Here is an 18,918-nt window from a genome sequence, read left to right as displayed (position 1 = left end):
GAGAACGAGGACGACCCATGAGAAGGAACGTCAGGCTCGCCGTCGCGGGCGCCACCACGGCTGCGCTCGTCGTACCGCTCGGCCTCGCGCTGGTGGCGCCGAGCGCGACGGCCGCCGAGCCCAACCTCGCCGCGGGCAAGCCCGCCACCGCCAGCAGCACGGCGGACGTCTACGGCGCGGGCAACGTCACCGACGGGAACCAGGCCACGTACTGGGAGTCGACCAACAACCAGTTCCCGCAGTGGGTGCAGGTGGACCTCGGCAGCGCCGCCACGGTCACCGACCTGACCCTCAAGCTGCCGACGGGCGCGTGGGGCGCCCGCACGCAGACGATCACCGTGCAGGGCTCCACCAACGGCACCACGTTCAGCACCCTGAAGAGCCAGGCCGGCTACACGTTCGACCCCGGCCAGGCCAACACCGTGAACGTCGACGTCACCGACACCTCCGTGCGGTACGTCCGGCTGAGCATCACCGGCAACACCGGCTGGCCCGCAGGACAGCTCTCGGAGCTCGAGGTCCACGGCACCAGCACGCCGACACCCACCCCGACGACGACGTCCCCGCCCACCGGCCAGAACCTCGCGCTCAGCCGCCCGATCGCCGCGTCCTCCACCGAGTGGACCTACGGCGCCGGCAACGCGGTCGACGGCAACCTCGGCACCTACTGGGAGGGTGCGGGCGGCCAGTACCCGAGCAACCTCACGGTGACGCTCGCGTCGGCCAGCCAGCTGTCGGCCGTCACGGTCAAGCTCAACCCGGACGGCGCGTGGGGCAACCGCACCCAGACGTTCGAGGTGCAGGGCCGCACGGGGACCGGGGCGTTCACCACGCTCGCGACGTCCGCGGGCCGGGCGTTCAGCCCGTCCACCGGCAACACCGTCACCGTGCCCGTCAGCGGCACCGCGACCGACGTCCGGCTCGTCTTCACGGGCAACACGGGCGCCGGCAACGGCCAGGTGGCCGAGCTCCAGGTGTTCGGCGCGGCGGCCCCCAACCCGGACCTCACCGTCACCGGGGTGACGGGGACGGCCAACGCGACGGAGTCCACCCCGGTCACCCTCACCGCGACGGTGAGGAACGTCGGCACGTCCGCGTCGGCGGCCACGACCCTCGCGTTCCAGGTCGACGGGCAGAACGCCGTCACCGCGAACGTCGGCGCCCTGGCCGCCGGCGCCACCGCGACCGTCACGGGATCGATCGGCGCCCGGGCGGCCGGCTCGTACACGATCGGCGCCACCGTCGACCCGGCGAACACCGTGGTCGAGCAGAACGAGTCGAACAACGCCTTCAGCAACCCGACGAAGCTCGTGGTCTCGCCGGTGCAGAGCTCCGACCTGGTCCCCGTGGTCAGCTGGTCGCCGAGCAACCCCGCCGCGGGCGCGGTCGTGACGTTCACAGGCGCCGTCGCCAACAACGGCACCATCGCGACGTCGACCGCCGCGCACGGCCTGACGGTCACGATCAAGGACTCGACGACGGGCACCGTGGTCAGGACGCTCACCGGCTCGATCGGCGGCGCGATCGCCGCCGGGGCGACGAGCGGGTCGGTGAACCTGGGCACCTGGACCGCCGGGAACGGCACGTACGACGTGTCCAGCGCGGTGGCCGCAGACTCCACCGAGGTGCCCGGCAAGCAGGCGAACAACGTGGTCACCAGCGGGATCTTCGTCGGTCGCGGTGCGCGCCTGCCGTTCGACATGTACGAGTCCGAGGAAGGCCGCACGGGCGGCGGCGCGGTGCTCGTCGGCCCCAACCGCACGGTCGGCGACCTGGCCGGCGAAGCGTCGGGGCGACGTGCCGCCACCTTGTCCGCCGTCGGCTCCTACGTGGAATGGACGACGAAGAATCCGACGAACACGCTGGTCACGCGCTTCTCCATCCCGGACAACGCGGCCGGGACCGGGGCCAGCGGCAGCATCGACATCGTCGTCAACGGCACGTTCCTCAAGCGCCTCGACCTGACGTCACGGTTCGCGTGGCTGTACGGCAACGAGACCAACCCGAACAACCAGCCGGGCTCGGGAGGACCGCGGCACATCTACGACGAGGCCAGCACCCTGCTCGGCACCACGGTCCCGGCCGGCGCCACGATCCGCCTGCAGCGCACCGCGAGCAACCCGCAGCCGGTGACGATCGACTTCATCAACACCGAGCTGGCGACCGCCAAGCCGAACCCGAACCCGGCGCAGTACGTGCAGCCCACCGGCTTCACGCACCAGGACGTGCAGAACGCGCTCGACCGGGCGCGCATGGACACCACCGGGGCGATCAAGGGCGTGTACCTGCCCGCCGGGGACTACAGCACGTCGAGCAAGTTCCAGGTGTACGGCAAGGCGGTCGACATCGTCGGCGCCGGGCCCTGGTTCACCCGGTTCTTCGCGCCCACGGGCCAGGAGAACACCGACGTCGGCTTCCGTGCAGAGGCGTCGTCCAACGGCTCGAAGTTCCGCGGGTTCGCCTACTTCGGCAACTACACCAGCCGCATCGACGGCCCGGGCAAGGTGCTGGACTTCACCAACGTCGCCAACATGACGGTCGACGACCTCTGGGTCGAGCACATGATCTGCATGTTCTGGGCGTCCAACATGGACAGCAGCACCATCACGAACTCGCGCATCCGGAACACGTTCGCCGACGGCATCAACATGACCAACGGCAGCGCGAACAACCGCGTCGCCAACATCGAGGCGCGCGGCACGGGTGACGACTCGTTCGCCCTGTTCGCGGCCACCGACGCGGGCGGGACCGGCCAGACAGGGAACGTCTACGAGAACCTGACGTCCCTGGTCACCTGGCGCGCGGCGGGCCTCGCCGTCTACGGCGGGTACGGGAACGTGTTCCGGAACATCTACATCGCGGACACGCTCGTGTACTCCGGCATCACGATCAGCTCGCTGGACTTCGGGTACCCGATGGACGAGTTCGGTTCCGCGGCACCGACGAGCTTCCAGAACATCTCGATCGTGCGCGCCGGCGGCCACTTCTGGGGCAACCAGACGTTCCCCGCGATCTGGGTGTTCTCCGCCTCGAAGAAGTTCCAGGGCATCCGGGTCAGCGACGTGGACATCGTCGACCCGACGTACTCCGGGATCATGTTCCAGACCAACTACGTGGGCAGCCAGCCGCAGAACCCGATCACCGACACCACGTTCACCAACGTGTCGATCACGGGTGCCCGCAAGAGCGGCGACGCCTGGGACGCGAAGTCCGGGTTCGGCATCTGGGTCAACGAGATGCCGGAGCAGGGTCAGGGGCCCGCGGTCGGGTCGGTGACCTTCACCAACCTGCGCCTGAGCGGCAACGCGCAGGACATCAAGAACACGACGTCCACGTTCACCATCACCCGGAACTGACCCCTCGATCGCGGCGGCGGACGGTCGGAGTGCGGTCCCGACCGTCCGTCGTCGCCCTACTGGTCGGCGTCCCGGCAGAGCAGCAGCAGCGTCACGTCGTCCACCGACGCGGGGTCGCGGCACTCGCGCAGGACCTCGTCGATGTCGACGGGACGCCCGTCACTCCCGTCGAACTGGGCGCGCAGACGCCGCAGCCCCGCGCGCAGCGAGGTCTGGCGGGAGTCGACGAGCCCGTCGCTGTACAGCACGAGCCCCCCACCGGGAGGCAGGGTCAGCGTCGTCGTCGGCGGCTCGCCCGTCCCGGCGCCGAGCGGCCGGTCGACGGGCAGCTCGAGCAGCTCCGCGGAACCGCCGGGTGACAGGAGCAGGGGCCGCGGGTGGCCCGCGACCGAGAGCTCGACCTCGCCCGCGGCCAGGTCCACGAGGGCGACGACGACGGTCGCCATCTCGAACGGCATCGTCCAGCGGACCACGTGGTCCAGCGAGGCGAGGGTCTGCGCCGGGGAGTCGCCGCGGAGCAGGTACGCCCGCAGCGCGTTGCGGAGCTGTCCCATCGCCGCCGCGGCCGAGAGCCCGTGCCCCGCGACGTCACCGACCACCACCGCGAGCCGTCCGTCCGGGAGCTCGAGGGCGTCGTACCAGTCGCCGCCCACCCTGCCACCGGCGGCGGGCTCGTAGCGGGCGTGGACAGACCAGCCCTCCGGGTCGGGGACGGTCGCCGGCAGCAGGCTGCGCTGCACGGTCTCGGCGGCCCGGACCTGCAGCCGTGACCGCTCCAGGAGCACCTCCAGCAGGCGCGCCCGCAGCTCCTCCGCGGACCGCACCTCCCGCTCGGTCCACGGCTCGCTGCGCCCTCGCACGGTCTCCCGCCACGCCGCGAACGACTTGCGCGGGCTGAGGCGGACGTCGTCGCCCTCGCGGGTGGCGATCGCCTTGTTGTGCGGGTCACCACCCCAGTCGACGTTGTGCACCGCCTCGTGCCGGAGCCACACGACCGACTGCCCGTCGGGGAGGCGCAGGGCGAGCAGGCCGGCGACCTCCGGGACGTGCGCGGCGAGCGCGGGCTCCTGCTCGGGCAGAGCGTCGCGGACGACGACCTCGGCGTCCTGCTCCGCCACCCACGCCAGCAGGGCCGTGGGGTCGGCGGGGACGCGCCCGACGTGGTCGACGACGCCGTCCGCGCAGACGACCGCACCCTGCGCCGGGACGAGGTCGAGCACGGACGTCCTGCCGACGAGGGTGGACGCCAGCGCGCGGTCGTGGTCCCGGCCGGCGCTCAGCAGCACCGTCAGGGTCTGCGCCGCACGGACACGGGCCTCGAGCTCGTCCTCCTCGACGCGCGCCACCAGACGCAGCGACAGGCTGGAGCCGAGGAACTCCGCCGCTGCACGCACCCCGTACGGAGGGTCGTGCGGGCCCGAGTAGTGGTGGCACGCGATCAGCCCCCAGAGCCGGCCGTCGCGCAGCAGCGAGATCGACATCGACGCGGCGACGCCCATGTTGCCCAGGTACTCGATGTGGATGGGCGAGACGCTGCGCAGGATCGAGTGCGTGAGGTCGAGCGGCAGGCCTGTCTCCTCGTCGAGACCCGGCACGATCCGTGCCGGGGTGTAGCCGACGTCGGAGATGAGCCGCACCCAGCTCTGCTCGTAGAGCGCGCGAGCCTGCGGCGGGATGTCGGACGCGGGGTAGTGCAGGCCCAGGAACGGGTTGAGGTCCGGGCGCCTGGCCTCCGCGACGACCTCGCCGTTGTACTCGTCGTCGAAGCGGTAGATCATCACACGGTCGAACCCCGTGAGCGCCCGGACCTCACGCGCGGTGATCTCGTAGAGCTGCGCCAGGTCGTGCGCGTGGTTGAGCTGCTCGACCGCACCCCGTACCGCCTGGTACGTGTTCGGGAACGAGAACGGGCGCGGTCCCGACGCGGGTTCCAGCTCGACGATCAGCAGGGTGCTCTCGCCGCTGAGGATGCGGTGCAGGACCACGTCGAGCTCGACGCCACCCACCGTGACCAGCACCGGGTTGCGGGCTCGGAGGTTGCCCCACGTGCGGACGTGGTGCTCGATCGCGCCGGCTGCGTCGGCCCCGAGCACGCGCTCCAGGGGGTGGCCCAGGACGTCGGCGACCGCGTGCCCGAGGATCTCGGGCACGTTCTCCGACGCGTGCCGCACCACCAGGTCCGGCTCCGTGACGGCCAGGAAGACCCCGCGCGGCTGGATGCTGCCCGGCACGTGGATGGGCTCGCGAGCGCAGTTGTCCAGGTCGACCGGCTCGCCGGGCGCGAGGAACGTCGTCCCTTCCGTGTCCGCCATGGGCCAACCCTGTCACGTGGTCGGCCGGGCTCAGCGCGGGACGACCACCCGCGCCGGGATCCGGGTGCTCCGTGAGCGTCGGACGAGCTCGCCCGGGACCCGCACCGCACGGCCGCGTGACGGCATGAAACGCAGGAAGAACCCGACCCGCATCAGCCACGCCACCCACCCGGTGAGCGGGAACCCGTACAGGTCCGCGACCCCGCGGCCGACCCCGAACGACGCCGCCTGACCGAGCCCGAGGTACCGGAACGGCTTGCCCGCCCGGCCCCGGAGCGTGTGCGCGACGTTGCGGCCCACCTGGTCCCCCGCCTTGATCGCCCACAGCGCGTTCGCCGTGACGGGCAGGCCGCTGCGCGGGTGCGCGACGGACGCGGCGTCACCGGCGGACCAGACGTCGGGCGCGACGAGCAGGTCGCGGGTGGTCACCAGCCGGCCGCGGTCGTCGCGCGGCAGGGAGTCCAGGCCGGGCAGGGCCACCGCCCGCTGACCGGTGGTCGCCAGGACGACGTGCGTCCTGATCTCGGAGCCGTCGGACAGCGTCACCGAGTCGTCGTCGACCGCGTCCACCCGCACGCCGGTGCGGACGTCGACACCGAGCCGCGTGAGCTCCGCCGTGCAGCGTGCGGCCAGTCGCGGGTGCTCGGCGTGCAGCGCGGGCACCACCCGGTCCGCCGACTGCACCAGCACGACCTGCGCCACGCGGGCCGCGAGCGCGGCGGCGAGCTCGACCCCCGCGAGCCCGCCGCCGACGACCACCACGGGAGCGTCGACGACGCGCACCCGCTGCAGCAGGTCGGCCAGGTCGCCCGGTCCGCGCAGGGTGAGCCCGTTCCCGGCGAGACCGTCGACCGCGTCGAGCGGCTCGCGTCCCCCGGTGCCGACGACGAGTGCGTCGTAGGTGAGCTCGCCGCCGGTGAACCGGACCGTCCTCGTCGTGAGGTCGACGTGCGTGACCCGCGCGTGCAGCACCCGGGCCTTCGGCATCGCCTCCGCCAGCGGCGTCTGCGTGAGGCCGATCGGCAGCAGCCCCGCGACGACCTCGCCGGTGAACCCGTGGAAGTTGTGCACCGTGTCCGCGCTGATGACGACGATCTCGACCTCGCCCCGGCGCAGCTCGCCGCGCAGCCGCCGGACGATGGCGCCGTACGCGTGCAGCGTCACGTAACCGCCGCCGAGCATGACGACGCGCTTCACCGGACACCTGCGAGCGGCCGGCCGAAGCTCGCCGGTGCGGCCGCGCGGAACCCGTGCTGCGCGAACCGGTCGGCCAGGCCGCGGATGTGCGCGACGTGGTCGAGCGTCGGGACGCCCGTCGAGAAGTGCCCGACGTGCCCGGCGAGCCCGAGCAGGAACGTCTCCGCGAAGCACGCGTACGCCTGCCCGCGCGGCAGCCCGATGTCCCCTCCGCGCAGGTGCATGCCGGGCACCTGCACGACGCCGCCGTCGACGAGAGTGACGTCCGGGCGGGCTGCGGCGAGGTCCGGCGAGGTGTTGCGGGGCTGGGTCGCGTCCAGGACGCGCGCGCCGGGCGCCAGGTGCTCGGCGCCGAGCAGTGCGTCGGCCGACGCCGTGAGCAGGACCACGGCGTCGCAGTCGCGCACGTCGTGGATGTCGGTCGACGTCGTCGTCGGCACGCGGCGGCCCACCTCCGCGGCGAGCGCGTCGAGCTTGGCCCGACCGCGCGCGACGAGCAGCAGCGAGTCGACCGCACCGGACTGCGCGAGCAGGCGGACCAGCGTGGTGCCCACGGAGCCGGTCGCGCCCACGACGGCCACCCGCCGGTCCGTCAGGTCCGCCAGCAGGTCCATGAGCTGGTCCTCGACGATGGCTGCCGTGTACGCGTTGCCGTTGGTGACGCCGATGTCCGTGCGACGGCGCAGCGTCGCTCCCCCGGCCGTGACCGTCGCCGTGAGCGCCCCGAGCCCGACGACCCCCGCACCGACCCGGACGGCGTGGTCGATCGCCCGACCGACGCGCGCCCGGCCCTCGTGCGGCTCCGACAGCAGGTGCTTCGCCCCGAACGGGACGAGCAGCACGTGACCGACGATCGCCGAGTCGAGGTGCACCCGCGCCATGTCGTACGACGGGAGCGGCAACCGCCGCACCGCGGAGTCGAGGAGGCCCTCCGGCAGCCGACCGAGCGGACGCCACGCGCGGGCCAGGTCCTCCGCGATGCGGGCACGCGGGTGGACGAGGAAGGCGAACGGCACGGCGCTGCTCATCAGGGGGCTCCTGGGGATCGAGGTGTGCCCGGAATGGGTGCCTCGTCCCGTTCCTGATACCCCCGGTGCCGGGTGAGGTGCTCGCATCGACGGCCGGCCCGTCCCCCGCGCGCCTACCATGACGCGCATGCGGTCGGCCGGGGGAGAGTCGCGACGGAGGCTGCCTCGACACCTTCGGCACCTGGTGACCGACCTGGACCGGATGGGCGACGGGACGGGCCGCAGCCTCGTCCACGCGCTCGCCACGACGCAGGTCTGGGAGCCGTACTTCCAGGTCGTTCGCTGGCGTGAGCGGCACGGTGAGTACTCGCTCGAGCACGACGACGAGTACGTGCTCGCCATGGTCAACGCGCTGGGAGGTGGCATGGACGCGTCGGTCCTGTGTGACGCGCTGACCACCGACGACGAGCTGCGCGAGTCGACGTTCTGGCGCATCTTCGAGGTCCCTGGGACGAAGCGCGTGAACCTGGCCTACCTCGACCGCTACCGCGGCAACGCGGGCCAGGGTTGGCAGGCGAGCATCGAGCGCCTGGTCGCCGACGGGACGCTCGACCGGGACCGTGTGCTGGATGCCTGCGCCGGCGCCCTCCGCCTGGAGCTTCCGGCGGTCCAGCACCGGTGGTTCGAACGGCTGCGGTCGAGCCTCGCTCCGAATCGACGTCGGACGTCGTAGGTCGATGCGGTCACCGTGCGCACCTTGCATCTGGTGAGATTCAATCTGGCTGTGACTCGGAATGAATCTGTTAGGATTCATCCTTATGGAAGGTCCCGATGAATCTGTGCAGATGCGTTGGTATCGCGCGCGAACCAAGCGCGCACTGGGTGTCGCGCTCCAGTCCATCCGACAGCGAGCGGGCACCAGCCAGAGCGAGCTGGCGGCGCGCGTGAGCTCCTCACGCCCGCACCTGTCACGCCTCGAGCGCGGCACGAGCCCCCAGGTGGACACGCTCATGCAGCTCCTCGACGTCCAGGGCTACGAGCTGGTCATGGTCCCCCGCGGGTCGACCGTGACCGTGGAGCCGCCCCGATGAGCATCCTGACCGTGTGGCTGCACGGTCAGGTCGTCGGCGAGCTCGAACAGCTCCGCAACGCCCGCCTCCGCCTGCGGTTCACCGAGGCCGCGCTCAGTACCTACGGCTTCGGCGCACGCCCGCTCTCCCTGTCACTGGCTCTGACGGACAAGCGCGTCCAGGGCGATGCGCTCGAACGGTTCTGCGACAACCTCCTTCCCGAGGGGACCGTCCGCGCAGTCCTCGAGCGCAAGCACTCGATCCGCCCCGGCGACGGGTTCGCGCTGCTCGCGCACATCGGACGCGAGTGCGCCGGCGCGATCCAGTTCACCAGCGGCGACGACACGGCCGGAGACGGCATCCTGTCGCCGCTGACCGGCGAGCAGGTCGACGAGATCGTGCGTGACCTGCCCACCCACCCCGCCCGGGACGGCCTGGAGGTGTCTGCGTCCCTGGGCGGTGTCCAGGACAAGGTGCTTCTCACCAGGACCGCGGAGGGCTGGGCGTGGCCGTCGGCAGGTGCGATGTCGACGCACCTCATCAAGCCCGAGCCGACCAGCACGCAGGTCGTCGTCCCCCAGATCATCCGGTACGAGCACTGGGCGCTCCGGCTCGCCGCGAACGCCGGACTTCGGGCCGCCACGGCGGACCTGCAGACGTTCGCGGGGCGGGAGGCGCTCGTCGTCGAGAGGTTCGACCGCCGCGACGGCCGCCGCAGCCACCAGGAGGACTTCACGCAGGCACTCGGCCTCGCCGCCCGGGACAAGTACGAGGCAAGCACGGGCGAGCGCCGGCTGGCAGCACTGGCGGCCCTCGCGGCGCCGGAGGCGCTCGACCCTGTCGCGTTCCTGTCGGACCTGCTCGCACAGGTGACGTTCAACGCAGCGATCGGCAACGGGGACGCGCACTCGAAGAACTACTCCGTGCACATCAGCCGGTCCGCGAACGTCTCGATGACGCCGCTGTACGACGTCGCGCCGGTGTTCCTCGTCGCGTCGCGCCTGCGGCACGCCGGTCACGCGGTCGACCAGCAGGTCTACCTGCCCTACATCACCGCCGACCACCTCACCGCTGAGGCCGAGGTCTGGGGGCTGTCGGCCGAGACGGCCGCTGGCGTCGTGAAAGACACGTTGCTGGCTCTCGCGCGCAGCGCGGAGGACCTGGGCGATCCTGACGTCGACATCCCTGTCGCCCAGGCGGTCACAGACCGTGCCCTCGCACTGCTCGAACCGATGGGCTAGCCCGGAGGCTCGACGATCAGACCTCGTCGCGCCACGTGTGCTGCGGGTCGTAGCCGAGCAGGCGACGGGCCTTGTCGATGGACAGCAGGGTCTCGCGGCCCTCGATCGGTCGGCGCACCGGGACGTCAGGGAAGTACTCGGCGACGAGCTCGGCGGACGGGCGCTCCAGGACGGTGTCGGGGGAAGCGACGATGAACGCCTCGAACCCGGTCAGGTCGCTCTCGAGCGCGAGCCGGACCGCGAGGGCGCCGTCGCGGGCGTCGATGTAGCCCCAGAGGTTCCAGATGCGGCTGCGGGGGTCGGCGGCGAACGACGGGAACGCGGCGTAGTCGGCGACGTCCATGACGTTGGAGAACCGCAGGCCGATGAGCTTGAGCGACGGGTCCCAGCGCGTGAAGTGCCGGGCCATCTCCTCCTCGACGGCCTTGCCGAGCGAGTAGGTGCTCTCGGGGCGGACGGCGTACTCCTCGTCGACGGGGACGTACGGCGGCGGTGTCTCGAACGGCAGCCCGAGGACGGTCTCGCTGGACGCCCAGACGACGTTCCTGATGCCGGCGCGGCGGGCGGCGCTGAACACGTGGTGGGTGGCGACGACGTTGTTGGCGAACGTCGCACCGCTCGGGCGCAGACCGGGCGCGGGGATCGCCGCGAGGTGGACCACCGCGTCGACGCCGTCGTAGCGGTCGTCGATGCCGGTGAACGCCTCGGTGACCTCGCCCAGGTCGGTGAGGTCGACGCGGCTGAACACCGCCTTCTGGTCGGCGGGCGGCAGGGCCGTGTCGACGTTGACCACGTCGTACCCGTGCGTCGCGAGGTCCTCGACGACCGCGCGCCCGAGCTTGCCGCTCCCGCCGGTCACCACGACGCGGCTCATGCGTCGAGCCAGACGTGCGCCGGCGGGACCAGGGCTTCGAGCGCGGGCCACAGCGCGTCGGGCAGCGGCTCCGACGCCAGGTCGAGGGTGCGGGCGACGCGCCCCGGCCGGCTCATGCCGACGACGGTCGAGGCGATCCGCTCGTCGCGCAGCGAGAACTGCAGCGCGGCGGTGCCGAGCTCGGTGTGGAAGTCGGAGCACACCCGGCGCATCGCCTCGACCGCCTGGAGCGTCTCGGGCGGTGCCGGGCGGTAGCCGTAGCTCGTCGGGCCTCCGGCCTGGAACGCGAGGATCCCGCCGCCGTAGACCGCCGCGTTGAGGATGCCCATGCCCTGCCGGACGGCCTCGTCGAGCAGCGGACCCGCGCTGCGGTCGACCAGCGTCCAGCGGTTGTGCACGAGCAGGACGTCGAAGACGCCGAGGTCCAGGTACTTCGCGATCTCCTGCACGCGCCCGCCGGCCAGGCCGATGGCACCGATCTCGCCCTCGTCGCGCAGCTGCACGAGCGCCTCGACCGGCCCGCCCGGCGCGGACATCTCCGCGAAGTCGAACGACTCCGGGTCGTGCAGGTGCACCAGGGGGAGCTTCTCGATGCCCAGCCGCGCACGGCTCTCCGCGACGGACGCGCGCACGCGGTCGGCGGAGTAGTCGCGGCCCGCGGGGTCCACCTTCGTGGCGACGACGACGCCGTCGGGCACCCCGCCCGCCTCCACCAGGGCGGCGCCGATCCGGCGCTCGCTCTCCCCCTCGCTGTACGCGTTGGACGTGTCGACGAAGCGGATCGGGCTGTCGAGCGCCGCGAGGACCGTGGCGACGCCCTCGTCGGCGGAGACGTCCCGGCCGAAGAGCGCGGGCATGCTTCCGAGCGGTCCACCGCCGAGACAGACGGCCGAGACCTGCAGGCCGGTGCGACCGAGGTCGCGGATCCATCCGGGCTGACCGGGTGCGTAGACGGGCGGCTTCATGGCGACATCCCATCACGGAGCCGTCCGAGATGTCGGGTCCAGCGCTAGCGTCGGCCCCGTAGCGGTTTCAGGACAAGGAGCCCAGATGAGCCAGGTCGAGGTAGCGCCCCGCAGGTCGGTCCTCCAGAAGGTGCTCGACGGGATCGAGGTGGCGGGCAACAAGGTCCCGCACCCGGTGATCATCTTCCTCATCCTCATCGCGTTCATCATGGTCCTGTCGGCCGTCTTCCAGGCCATGGGCAGCACCGTCACGTTCGAGCAGGCGCAGATCGGGGCCGAGGAGCCGATCACCGTCACGGTGGCCGCGCAGAGCCTTCTCGACGCGGACGGTCTGCGGTTCGTGTTCACGTCGCCCGTCGCCAACTTCAACAACTTCGGCGTGGTCGGCGTGATCGTCGTCGCGATGATCGGCGTGGGCATGGCCGAGGAGGTCGGGCTGATCTCCTCGTTCATCAAGCGGCTGGTCAAGATCGCGCCGCCGCGGGCGATCACGTTCATCATCGTGCTGCTCGGCGTGCTGTCCTCCATCGCGACCGACGCCGGCTACCTGGTGCTCATCCCGCTGGCCGCCGCGGTGTTCCTGTCCCTCGGCCGGCACCCGCTGGCCGGCCTCGCGGCCGCGTTCGCCGGTGTCGGCGGCGGGTTCGCGGTGAACATCCTCATCACCCCGGTCGACGGGATGCTCTCGGAGATCACCAACGAGGCCATCGCCGACCCCGCCAACCACGTGTCCATCACCGGCAACCTGTACTTCGGGATCGTCTCCACGCTGCTGGTCACCGTCGTCGTCACGCTGCTCACGGAGAAGTTCGTCGAGCCACGCCTGGGCGCCTACCACCCGTCGGAAGGGCCTTCCGACGTCGCCGACGAGGCCCCGTCGGGCGAGCTCACCGCCGAGGAGAAGAACGGTCTGCGCTGGGCGTTCTGGGGCTTCCTCGCCACCACGGCCGTCGTGCTCGCGCTCTCGCTCCCGCCGAACGCCCTGCTGCGCAACCCCGAGACCGGCAGCCTGATCGAGGACTCCCCGCTGCTGAACTCGATCATCTTCCTGATCCTCGTGTACTTCTTCGTGATGGGGCTCTGCTACGGCAAGGGCGCCGGCACCATCCACGGCTCGATGGACGTCATCAACCCGATGACCAAGACCATCGCCGGCCTCTCCGGCCTGATCTTCCTGCTGCTGGTGATCAGCCAGTTCATCGCGTACTTCAACTACTCGAACCTCGGCACCATCGCCGCCGTGAACATGGCCGACACCCTCGAGGCCGCCAACCTCAGCACCGTCTGGCTGATCCTCGGGCTCATCGCCATGACCGCGATCATCGACATCTTCATCGGCGGCGTCGTCCCCAAGTGGGCCATCTTCGCGCCCGTGTTCGTGCCCCTGTTCATCCAGCTCGGTATCTCCCCCGACCTGGCGATGGCCGCCTACCGCGTGGGCGACTCACCCGTGAACGTGGCCACCCCGCTGATGCCGTACTTCGCGCTGATCGTGATCTTCGCCGAGCGGTACCGGCGCAAGGTCGGCGTCGGGTCCGTCATCTCGCTGATGCTCCCGTACACCGTGGTGCTGCTGGTCACCTGGTCCGCGCTGCTCGTGGTCTGGTACCTGCTGGGCATCCCGCTGGGACCGGGGGCGTCGATCTACCTCGACTAGCTCGTCCCGAGCGCGACCACGCCCCCGCTGCCGACACCGAACAGTCGGTGGTCGACCACCGCGAGGCTCTGGATGGCGGACGGGATCGGGACCTCCCAGACCCGCCGCCCGTCGCGGGCGTCGTAGGCCGTGACCACGGGTCCCGTCCCGACGACGGACTCGATCACGAGCAGGCGACGGCCGTCGGTGACCATGCTCTGGCCGTAGGCCGACGTCGACCGGTGCCAGAGCCGTGTCCCGTCGGCGAGGTCGATCACGGTCAGCCCGTCCTCGGCCTGACGCGCGAGCATGCCGTCGACGACGACCAGGTTCAGCGTCCTCTCCGCCGGCCAGTCGACCTGCCACGCGCGTTGGCCCGTCGCGAGGTCGCGCCCGGTGAGCCGGTCCTCGGACTCGAGCACCAGGACGCCCGGCACGGACCCGTCGTCCGTGGCGAGCCACTGCGGCCGGGCGCCGCCGAGGTCCAGGACGCGCCCGGTGTCGACGTCGCGCAGCTGGGTGATCCCTCCGCCCACGGGCGCGATGCGGTGTCCGCGGAGCTCCCAGACGCTGTCGGTGTCGAGCTGCCCGGTCGCGTCCCCGTCGGCCGTGAACAGGGCGGTGGTCCCGAGCCAGCCGACGCCGATCTCGTCGCCGAACAGCTGGACGATCGGGGTGGCCACCCCCGCGCCGTCGGCCGGGTGCGGGACGTCGACGCTCCATCGTTCGGTCCCGGTCGACGGGTCCAGCCGGACGAGGCTCGCCGGACCGTCGGCGGACCTGGTCTCCGCGAGGACGACGTCGGTGCCGACGACGACGAAGGACGAGTCGATCCCGAGAGGGCGGTCACGGACCGTCTCGCCCGTCGCGACGTCGAACACCCGCAGTCGCACGGAGGCAGCCTCGACCAGGTCGGGCTCGGCGTCGTCGGCGGAGGGGGTCAGCTGCCACGAGTCGACCACCAGGCAGACCACGACCGCCTGTCCGGAGACGGCCTCGGGCGCGGAACAGGTGGTCCGGTCGTAGGTCGACCTGCTGGCCGGGTCTCCCAGGTCCGGGACGCTCGAGAGGGATCTCGTCCAGACCTCGTCGCCGGTCAGGGCGTCGAGCGCCCGCAGCGAGCTCGTCGCGTCACCCGTCTGCTCCCACAGGACCAGGACGTCGTCCCGGACCCACGCGCGGTCGCCGGACATCAGCGTCCAGCTGTTCGGGGAGACGGGCGACGACCACACCACGTCGGGTGCGGACGCCAGGGGCAGGAGGACGCCGGGCAGGGCGGCGAGCGCGGCAGTGCGTGCGCGCTCCGCCCGGGCAGACAGCGCGGCGGGGACGGCGACGGCGGCGACGGTCACGGCGACGGTCACGACGGCGAGCACCCGGTGCCGACGGATCCACCCGAGGCCGGCTCGCGCGCGGTCGAGGACCACACCGCGGGCACGGTCCACGTGGTCGACAGGGTTCTCGACGTCGCCGACGTCGTCGTGCTCGACGAGCTCGACCTCCGCCATCTCGCCGCGCTGCGCCATGCGACCGGACGCTACCTGCACGCACGGCGGCGCAGGCCCATCCCACCGGGTGACCTCCGACCCCGGAGGCCCGGGGTCGGAGATCCGTGGCTCAGCGCGCGGTCGCCTGCGCCGCGGTGAGGATGAGGTCGGTGACAGCGCCGGGCTGCGAGACCGTGACGGCGTGGGACGCGTCGACCTCGACGAGGTGCGCGTCGGCCCGCTCGGTCATGAAGTGCACCAGCTCGGCGGGGACGGCGAGGTCCTGCGCGGCGAGCAGCACCCACGACTCGATCGACCGCCAGGCGGCGCGCGTCGCCGGAGCGGTGAAGGCGGCGAGCGCGAGGGGGCGCTGCGTGGCGGCCATCCGTCGGGCCACGTCCGGGTCCACGTCACCGGCGAACAGCGCCGGGAAGCGCTCGGGGTCGATGGTCAGCTCCGTCTCCGTGCTGCCGTCCGGCGTGCGGTACGGCGTCGGGACGGCGGCACCGCCCAGCTGGGCGCCGGGGAACTTCTCGACGAGCTCGAGCAGGCTCTCGCCGACCTCGGCGAGGAAGCTCGCGACGTAGACGAGGGCGGTGACGTTCGGGTTGCCGTCGGCCGCGTGGCTCATGACGGACCCGCCGTAGGAGTGGCCGGCGACGACGACGGGGCCGTCGATGGTCTCCAGGACGCTGCGCAGGTAGTCGCCGTCGCTCTCCAGTCCGCGCAGGGGGTTCGCGACGGCGATCACGCGGTGGCCGGCTTCCTGCAGGGCGTCGACGGAGCCGTTCCAGCTCGACGAGTCCGCGTAGGCGCCGTGGACCAGGACGATGGTCTGCTTGCTCATGGGGGTCTTCCTCTCGTGGGTGGGGACGATTTCTGCAACACGTTCGGTATGCAATATATTGCGTACTGCCGACAGTCGGTCAAGACCCTGTCACCATGGAGCCGTGCCCGTTCCCTCGGACCGCCCTCCGGTCGACCGCTCCCTGCTCCGCGACGACGTCTACCGCCGCCTGCGCGACGCGATCACCGACGGCACGTTCGCCCCCGGCGAGCAGCTCCGGGACGGCGAGCTCGCGACGTGGCTCGGTGTGAGCCGCACCCCCGTGCGCGAGGCCCTCCTCCGGCTCGCCCAGGGTGGGCTCGTGGTCGCGCGACCGGGGCGGTCGACGGTCGTCAGCTCGCTCGACGAGCGGTCCACGCGGGACGCGCGGGACGTCGTCGCCGCCATGCACGAGCTGGCGGTCCGCGAGGCGGTCGCCCGCATCACGTCCGTCGACGTCGACGCGATGCGCGACGCCGCACGCCGGTTCAGCGACGCCCTCGACGCCGGCGACATCGACGCCGCGCTCGACGCCGACGACGAGCTCCACGCCGTCCCGGTGGCCGTCGCCGGCAACCGGGCGGCCGCCGCGGTCCTCGAGCAGTACATGCCCGTGCTGCGCAGGATCGAGCGGCTGCGGTTCGCCTCGGCCGACGGCCGACGCTCCCCCGACCGCCACGACGAGCTGATCCGGGCCTGCGCCGCGGGCGACGTCGACGCCGCGGCGGCGGTCGCGTTCGACACCTGGCACACCCTCCCGACGGCGGCGGAGTGACGAGGGCGCAGCGCCTCAGCGGATCTGCCGCACCCCGTCCGACGAGCCCCACGCCGCATCTGCCGTGAAGACCACCTCACCGGTGCGCGCACCGAGGGCGAGGCAGAAGCGGTCCGCGATCGACAGCCCTTCTCCCGACGTCCACCGCTGCGCCGCCCAGACGGCGTCCTCGCCCGTCGCGTCGACGATCCGCAGGCCGTAGCTGCTGAGCACGGCGTGCGCGACACCCCAGTCGACGCCTCTCGCGCGCAGCTTCTGGACGACCTCGGACCAGTTCACCGCCGAGCACTGCGCACCGGCCTCGAGCTCCCGCTCGACGACCTCGGACCCGCTCTCCGCCTGCAGGAACGCCAGCAGGGCGGAGGCGTCGAGCACAGCGGTCACGCCCGGTCCTCGCGTGACGCGTCCCGGCGTCGGTCCTCCAGCAGCTGCGAGACGAGGTCGGCGCCAGCCAGCTGGCGCGCGATCGACTGCCTGGCCTGGTCCCGCGTCATCAGGACGACACCACCCGGCGTCTCGACCAGGATGACCGCCGCTCCCTCGTCGAGACCGAGATGAGCCCGGAGGTCCGCGGGCACCACGAGTCGCCCTCGATCTCCCATCACGGCGGCGTATGTCCCACTCATGGCGTCAAGGTACCACCAGGGCTCCGGAAGTGGGCATAGGGCGTCTGACCTGCACCGTCAGGCCCAGCGGAGCCACGTGACACCACTTCGGCACAATCTGACACCACAACCGCTTGACCTGACACCACGGTGGTGTCATGCTGGTGCCATGGACCTGGGACAGCACGTCAACGACCTGCAGCGCCAGCTGCTGGAGTCCGCGGAGCACGGCACGGACGAGACCCGCGCGGTCGCCGAACGGCTCGTCGCCGGCCTCGACTCCGCCGCGCGGCTCGTGCTGCTCGACGTCCTCTCGGCCGCGGCCGGGGAGATCACCCGCGACCTGGCACCCGGCTCGGTCGACCTGCGGCTCCGTGGCCGTGAGGTCGAGTTCGTCGTGACTCAGGCCAGCACCGAGCCCGACAGCGACGACGAGCCCGCGGCCTCCGTGGACCTCGACGACGTGAGCACCTCGCGCACGACGCTCCGCCTGCCGGACGCCCTGAAGGCGAAGGTCGACGAGGCGGCCGTGGCGGACGGGCTGTCCGTCAACACGTGGCTGGTGCGGGCGGTCGCCGCCGCACTCCAGCCCAAGCAACGACGATCCGCGCAGCGCACGCTGCGCACCGGCGACAGCTTCGCCGGCTGGGCACGCTAGACCCCAGCCCACAGACCCACCAGCCACGCAGACCCGCGGGGCCGGTCGAGCACACCCAGAGGAAGGCAGGCGTCAGCATGCCCACGTACCCCACGCCCACCCCGATCGACGTCGCGATCCACCTGCCGGTGGGCGAGATCGAGATCGTCACCGGCGACCGCACCGACACCGTCGTGACGGTCACCCCGACCAACCCGGCGAAGGCCGTCGACCGCCGCGGCGCGGAGGAGACCACGGTCGACTTCGCCGCCGGGGTGCTCACGATCACCGGCCCGAAGCCGCGCTTCAGCTTCATCGGCCCGAGCGAGTCGGTCGACGTCCGCGTCGAGGTGCCCGCCGGCTCGCGGCTCACCGCCGAGAGCTCGATGGGCGGCGTCCGCACCGTCGGACGCCTCGGCGCCACCCGGATCAAGTGCTCGATGGGACCGGTCGACATCGACTCCACGGGTGACCTGTGGCTGCGCGCCGGGCACGGCAACGCGACCGTCGGCACCGCGGACGGCTCCGTCGAGATCACCGCCGACCACGGCCAGATCCGCATCGGCACCGTCACCGGTGACGCCGTCCTCAAGGCGTCGCACGGGTCCGTGCAGGTCGGGGAGTCCGGCGGCGACCTCGACGCCCGGCTGTCCTACGGCGACCTGGACATCACGAGGGCGCTCGGCTCGGTCACGACGAAGACCTCCTACGGCAGCATCCAGCTGCACGAGATCTCGAGCGGCTCCATCCAGGTGGAGAGCGGGTACGGGCAGATCACGCTCGGGGTGCGGGACGGCGTCCCCGCCTGGCTCGACCTGTCCTCCAAGAGCGGTCACGTCCGCAACCAGCTCGAGGGCAACCGTGCCCCCGACGAGTCCGAGCAGTCCGTCGCCGTCCGCGCCCGCACCCAGGCGGGCAACATCACCGTCCAGCGCGCCACCCGATGAGACCAGAAGAAGGAGCAACCGC

17 protein-coding genes are annotated in these 18,918 nt (G+C 71.9%); 8 read left to right on the top strand and 9 right to left on the bottom strand.

Going from position 1 to position 18,918, the window contains the following annotated elements; genetic code table 11:
• Positions 1-17 precede the first annotated feature (17 nt).
• On the top strand, positions 18-3,356 hold the full coding sequence (locus ASF78_RS09685; RefSeq protein ID WP_056587410.1) for a discoidin domain-containing protein: 3,339 nt from the start codon (positions 18-20) through the stop codon (positions 3,354-3,356).
• Positions 3,357-3,412: 56 nt separating this feature from the next.
• On the opposite strand, the gene ASF78_RS09680 is transcribed toward ASF78_RS09685, so the two are convergent.
• The 3 genes from ASF78_RS09680 to ASF78_RS09670 are packed head-to-tail and all read right to left on the bottom strand — an operon-like array spanning position 3,413 to position 7,893.
• Positions 3,413-5,668: a SpoIIE family protein phosphatase gene (locus ASF78_RS09680; protein WP_056587407.1), complete on the bottom strand. Its 2,256-nt coding sequence runs from the start codon at positions 5,666-5,668 to the stop codon at positions 3,413-3,415.
• 30 nt (positions 5,669-5,698) lie between these two features.
• Entirely contained in the window at positions 5,699-6,865 is a 1,167-nt protein-coding gene (locus ASF78_RS09675; protein WP_056587404.1) for an NAD(P)/FAD-dependent oxidoreductase, read from the bottom strand.
• Positions 6,862-7,893, bottom strand: a complete 1,032-nt coding sequence (locus ASF78_RS09670; protein ID WP_056587399.1) for a semialdehyde dehydrogenase — start codon at positions 7,891-7,893, stop codon at positions 6,862-6,864. The genes ASF78_RS09675 and ASF78_RS09670 overlap by 4 nt, the downstream gene beginning before the upstream one ends.
• Before the next feature lie 184 nt (positions 7,894-8,077).
• Here ASF78_RS09670 and ASF78_RS09665 point away from each other — a divergent pair, with 184 nt between their 5' ends.
• The 3 genes from ASF78_RS09665 to ASF78_RS09655 all read left to right on the top strand — a co-directional run bounded on the left by ASF78_RS09665 (position 8,078) and on the right by ASF78_RS09655 (position 10,144).
• The gene (locus ASF78_RS09665) at positions 8,078-8,566 is read left to right on the top strand and encodes a DUF6493 family protein (RefSeq protein ID WP_056587393.1); all 489 of its coding nucleotides are present in this window, start codon (positions 8,078-8,080) and stop codon (positions 8,564-8,566) included.
• Between the two features lie 112 nt (positions 8,567-8,678).
• On the top strand, positions 8,679-8,924 hold the full coding sequence (locus ASF78_RS09660; protein ID WP_162243349.1) for a helix-turn-helix domain-containing protein: 246 nt from the start codon (positions 8,679-8,681) through the stop codon (positions 8,922-8,924).
• A complete protein-coding gene (locus ASF78_RS09655) occupies positions 8,921-10,144 on the top strand; it encodes a type II toxin-antitoxin system HipA family toxin (protein WP_056587388.1) in 1,224 nt (407 codons plus the stop codon). Before ASF78_RS09660 ends, ASF78_RS09655 begins: the two co-directional genes overlap by 4 nt.
• A gap of 16 nt (positions 10,145-10,160) precedes the next feature.
• Here ASF78_RS09655 and ASF78_RS09650 read toward each other — a convergent pair whose 3' ends face one another.
• Both ASF78_RS09650 and ASF78_RS09645 read right to left on the bottom strand, forming a co-directional pair.
• Entirely contained in the window at positions 10,161-11,018 is an 858-nt protein-coding gene (locus ASF78_RS09650) for an NAD(P)-dependent oxidoreductase (RefSeq protein WP_056587385.1), read from the bottom strand.
• Complete coding sequence (locus ASF78_RS09645; protein ID WP_056587382.1) at positions 11,015-11,983, bottom strand: aldo/keto reductase; 969 nt, start codon at positions 11,981-11,983, stop codon at positions 11,015-11,017. Before ASF78_RS09645 ends, ASF78_RS09650 begins: the two co-directional genes overlap by 4 nt.
• Before the next feature lie 85 nt (positions 11,984-12,068).
• On the opposite strand from ASF78_RS09645, the gene ASF78_RS09640 reads away from it, so the two are divergent.
• Complete coding sequence (locus ASF78_RS09640; protein WP_056587379.1) at positions 12,069-13,640, top strand: AbgT family transporter; 1,572 nt, start codon at positions 12,069-12,071, stop codon at positions 13,638-13,640.
• Here the strand turns inward: ASF78_RS09640 and ASF78_RS09635 are convergent.
• Together ASF78_RS09635 and ASF78_RS09630 are read right to left on the bottom strand one after the other, a co-directional pair.
• On the bottom strand, positions 13,637-15,145 hold the full coding sequence (locus ASF78_RS09635; RefSeq protein WP_056587376.1) for a PQQ-binding-like beta-propeller repeat protein: 1,509 nt from the start codon (positions 15,143-15,145) through the stop codon (positions 13,637-13,639). The genes ASF78_RS09640 and ASF78_RS09635 overlap by 4 nt on opposite strands.
• 91 nt (positions 15,146-15,236) lie before the next feature.
• A complete protein-coding gene (locus tag ASF78_RS09630; protein WP_056587372.1) occupies positions 15,237-15,953 on the bottom strand; it encodes an alpha/beta fold hydrolase in 717 nt (238 codons plus the stop codon).
• A 103-nt stretch (positions 15,954-16,056) separates the two neighbouring features.
• Here ASF78_RS09630 and ASF78_RS09625 point away from each other — a divergent pair, with 103 nt between their 5' ends.
• Positions 16,057-16,707, top strand: coding sequence for a GntR family transcriptional regulator (locus ASF78_RS09625; protein WP_056587368.1), 651 nt, complete (start codon positions 16,057-16,059; stop codon positions 16,705-16,707).
• A 15-nt stretch (positions 16,708-16,722) separates the two neighbouring features.
• Here the strand turns inward: ASF78_RS09625 and ASF78_RS09620 are convergent, their stop codons facing one another.
• A complete protein-coding gene (locus ASF78_RS09620) occupies positions 16,723-17,091 on the bottom strand; it encodes a type II toxin-antitoxin system VapC family toxin (RefSeq protein ID WP_056587366.1) in 369 nt (122 codons plus the stop codon).
• Entirely contained in the window at positions 17,088-17,333 is a 246-nt protein-coding gene (locus ASF78_RS09615; RefSeq protein WP_056587363.1) for an AbrB/MazE/SpoVT family DNA-binding domain-containing protein, read from the bottom strand. The genes ASF78_RS09620 and ASF78_RS09615 overlap by 4 nt, the downstream gene beginning before the upstream one ends.
• A 148-nt stretch (positions 17,334-17,481) precedes the next feature.
• Between ASF78_RS09615 and ASF78_RS09610 the strand changes: the two genes are divergently transcribed.
• Positions 17,482-17,970, top strand: coding sequence for a hypothetical protein (locus ASF78_RS09610; protein ID WP_056587361.1), 489 nt, complete (start codon positions 17,482-17,484; stop codon positions 17,968-17,970).
• Positions 17,971-18,047: 77 nt separating this feature from the next.
• Entirely contained in the window at positions 18,048-18,896 is an 849-nt protein-coding gene (locus ASF78_RS09605; RefSeq protein WP_056587358.1) for a DUF4097 family beta strand repeat-containing protein, read from the top strand.
• Positions 18,897-18,918: the final 22 nt, after the last annotated feature.

The organism is Cellulomonas sp. Leaf334 (assembly GCF_001424195.1).
GTDB lineage: Bacteria > Actinomycetota > Actinomycetes > Actinomycetales > Cellulomonadaceae > Cellulomonas.
The sequence above is the reverse complement of the archived record's forward strand: the minus strand, read 5'-3'. Positions and strand labels throughout refer to the sequence as shown.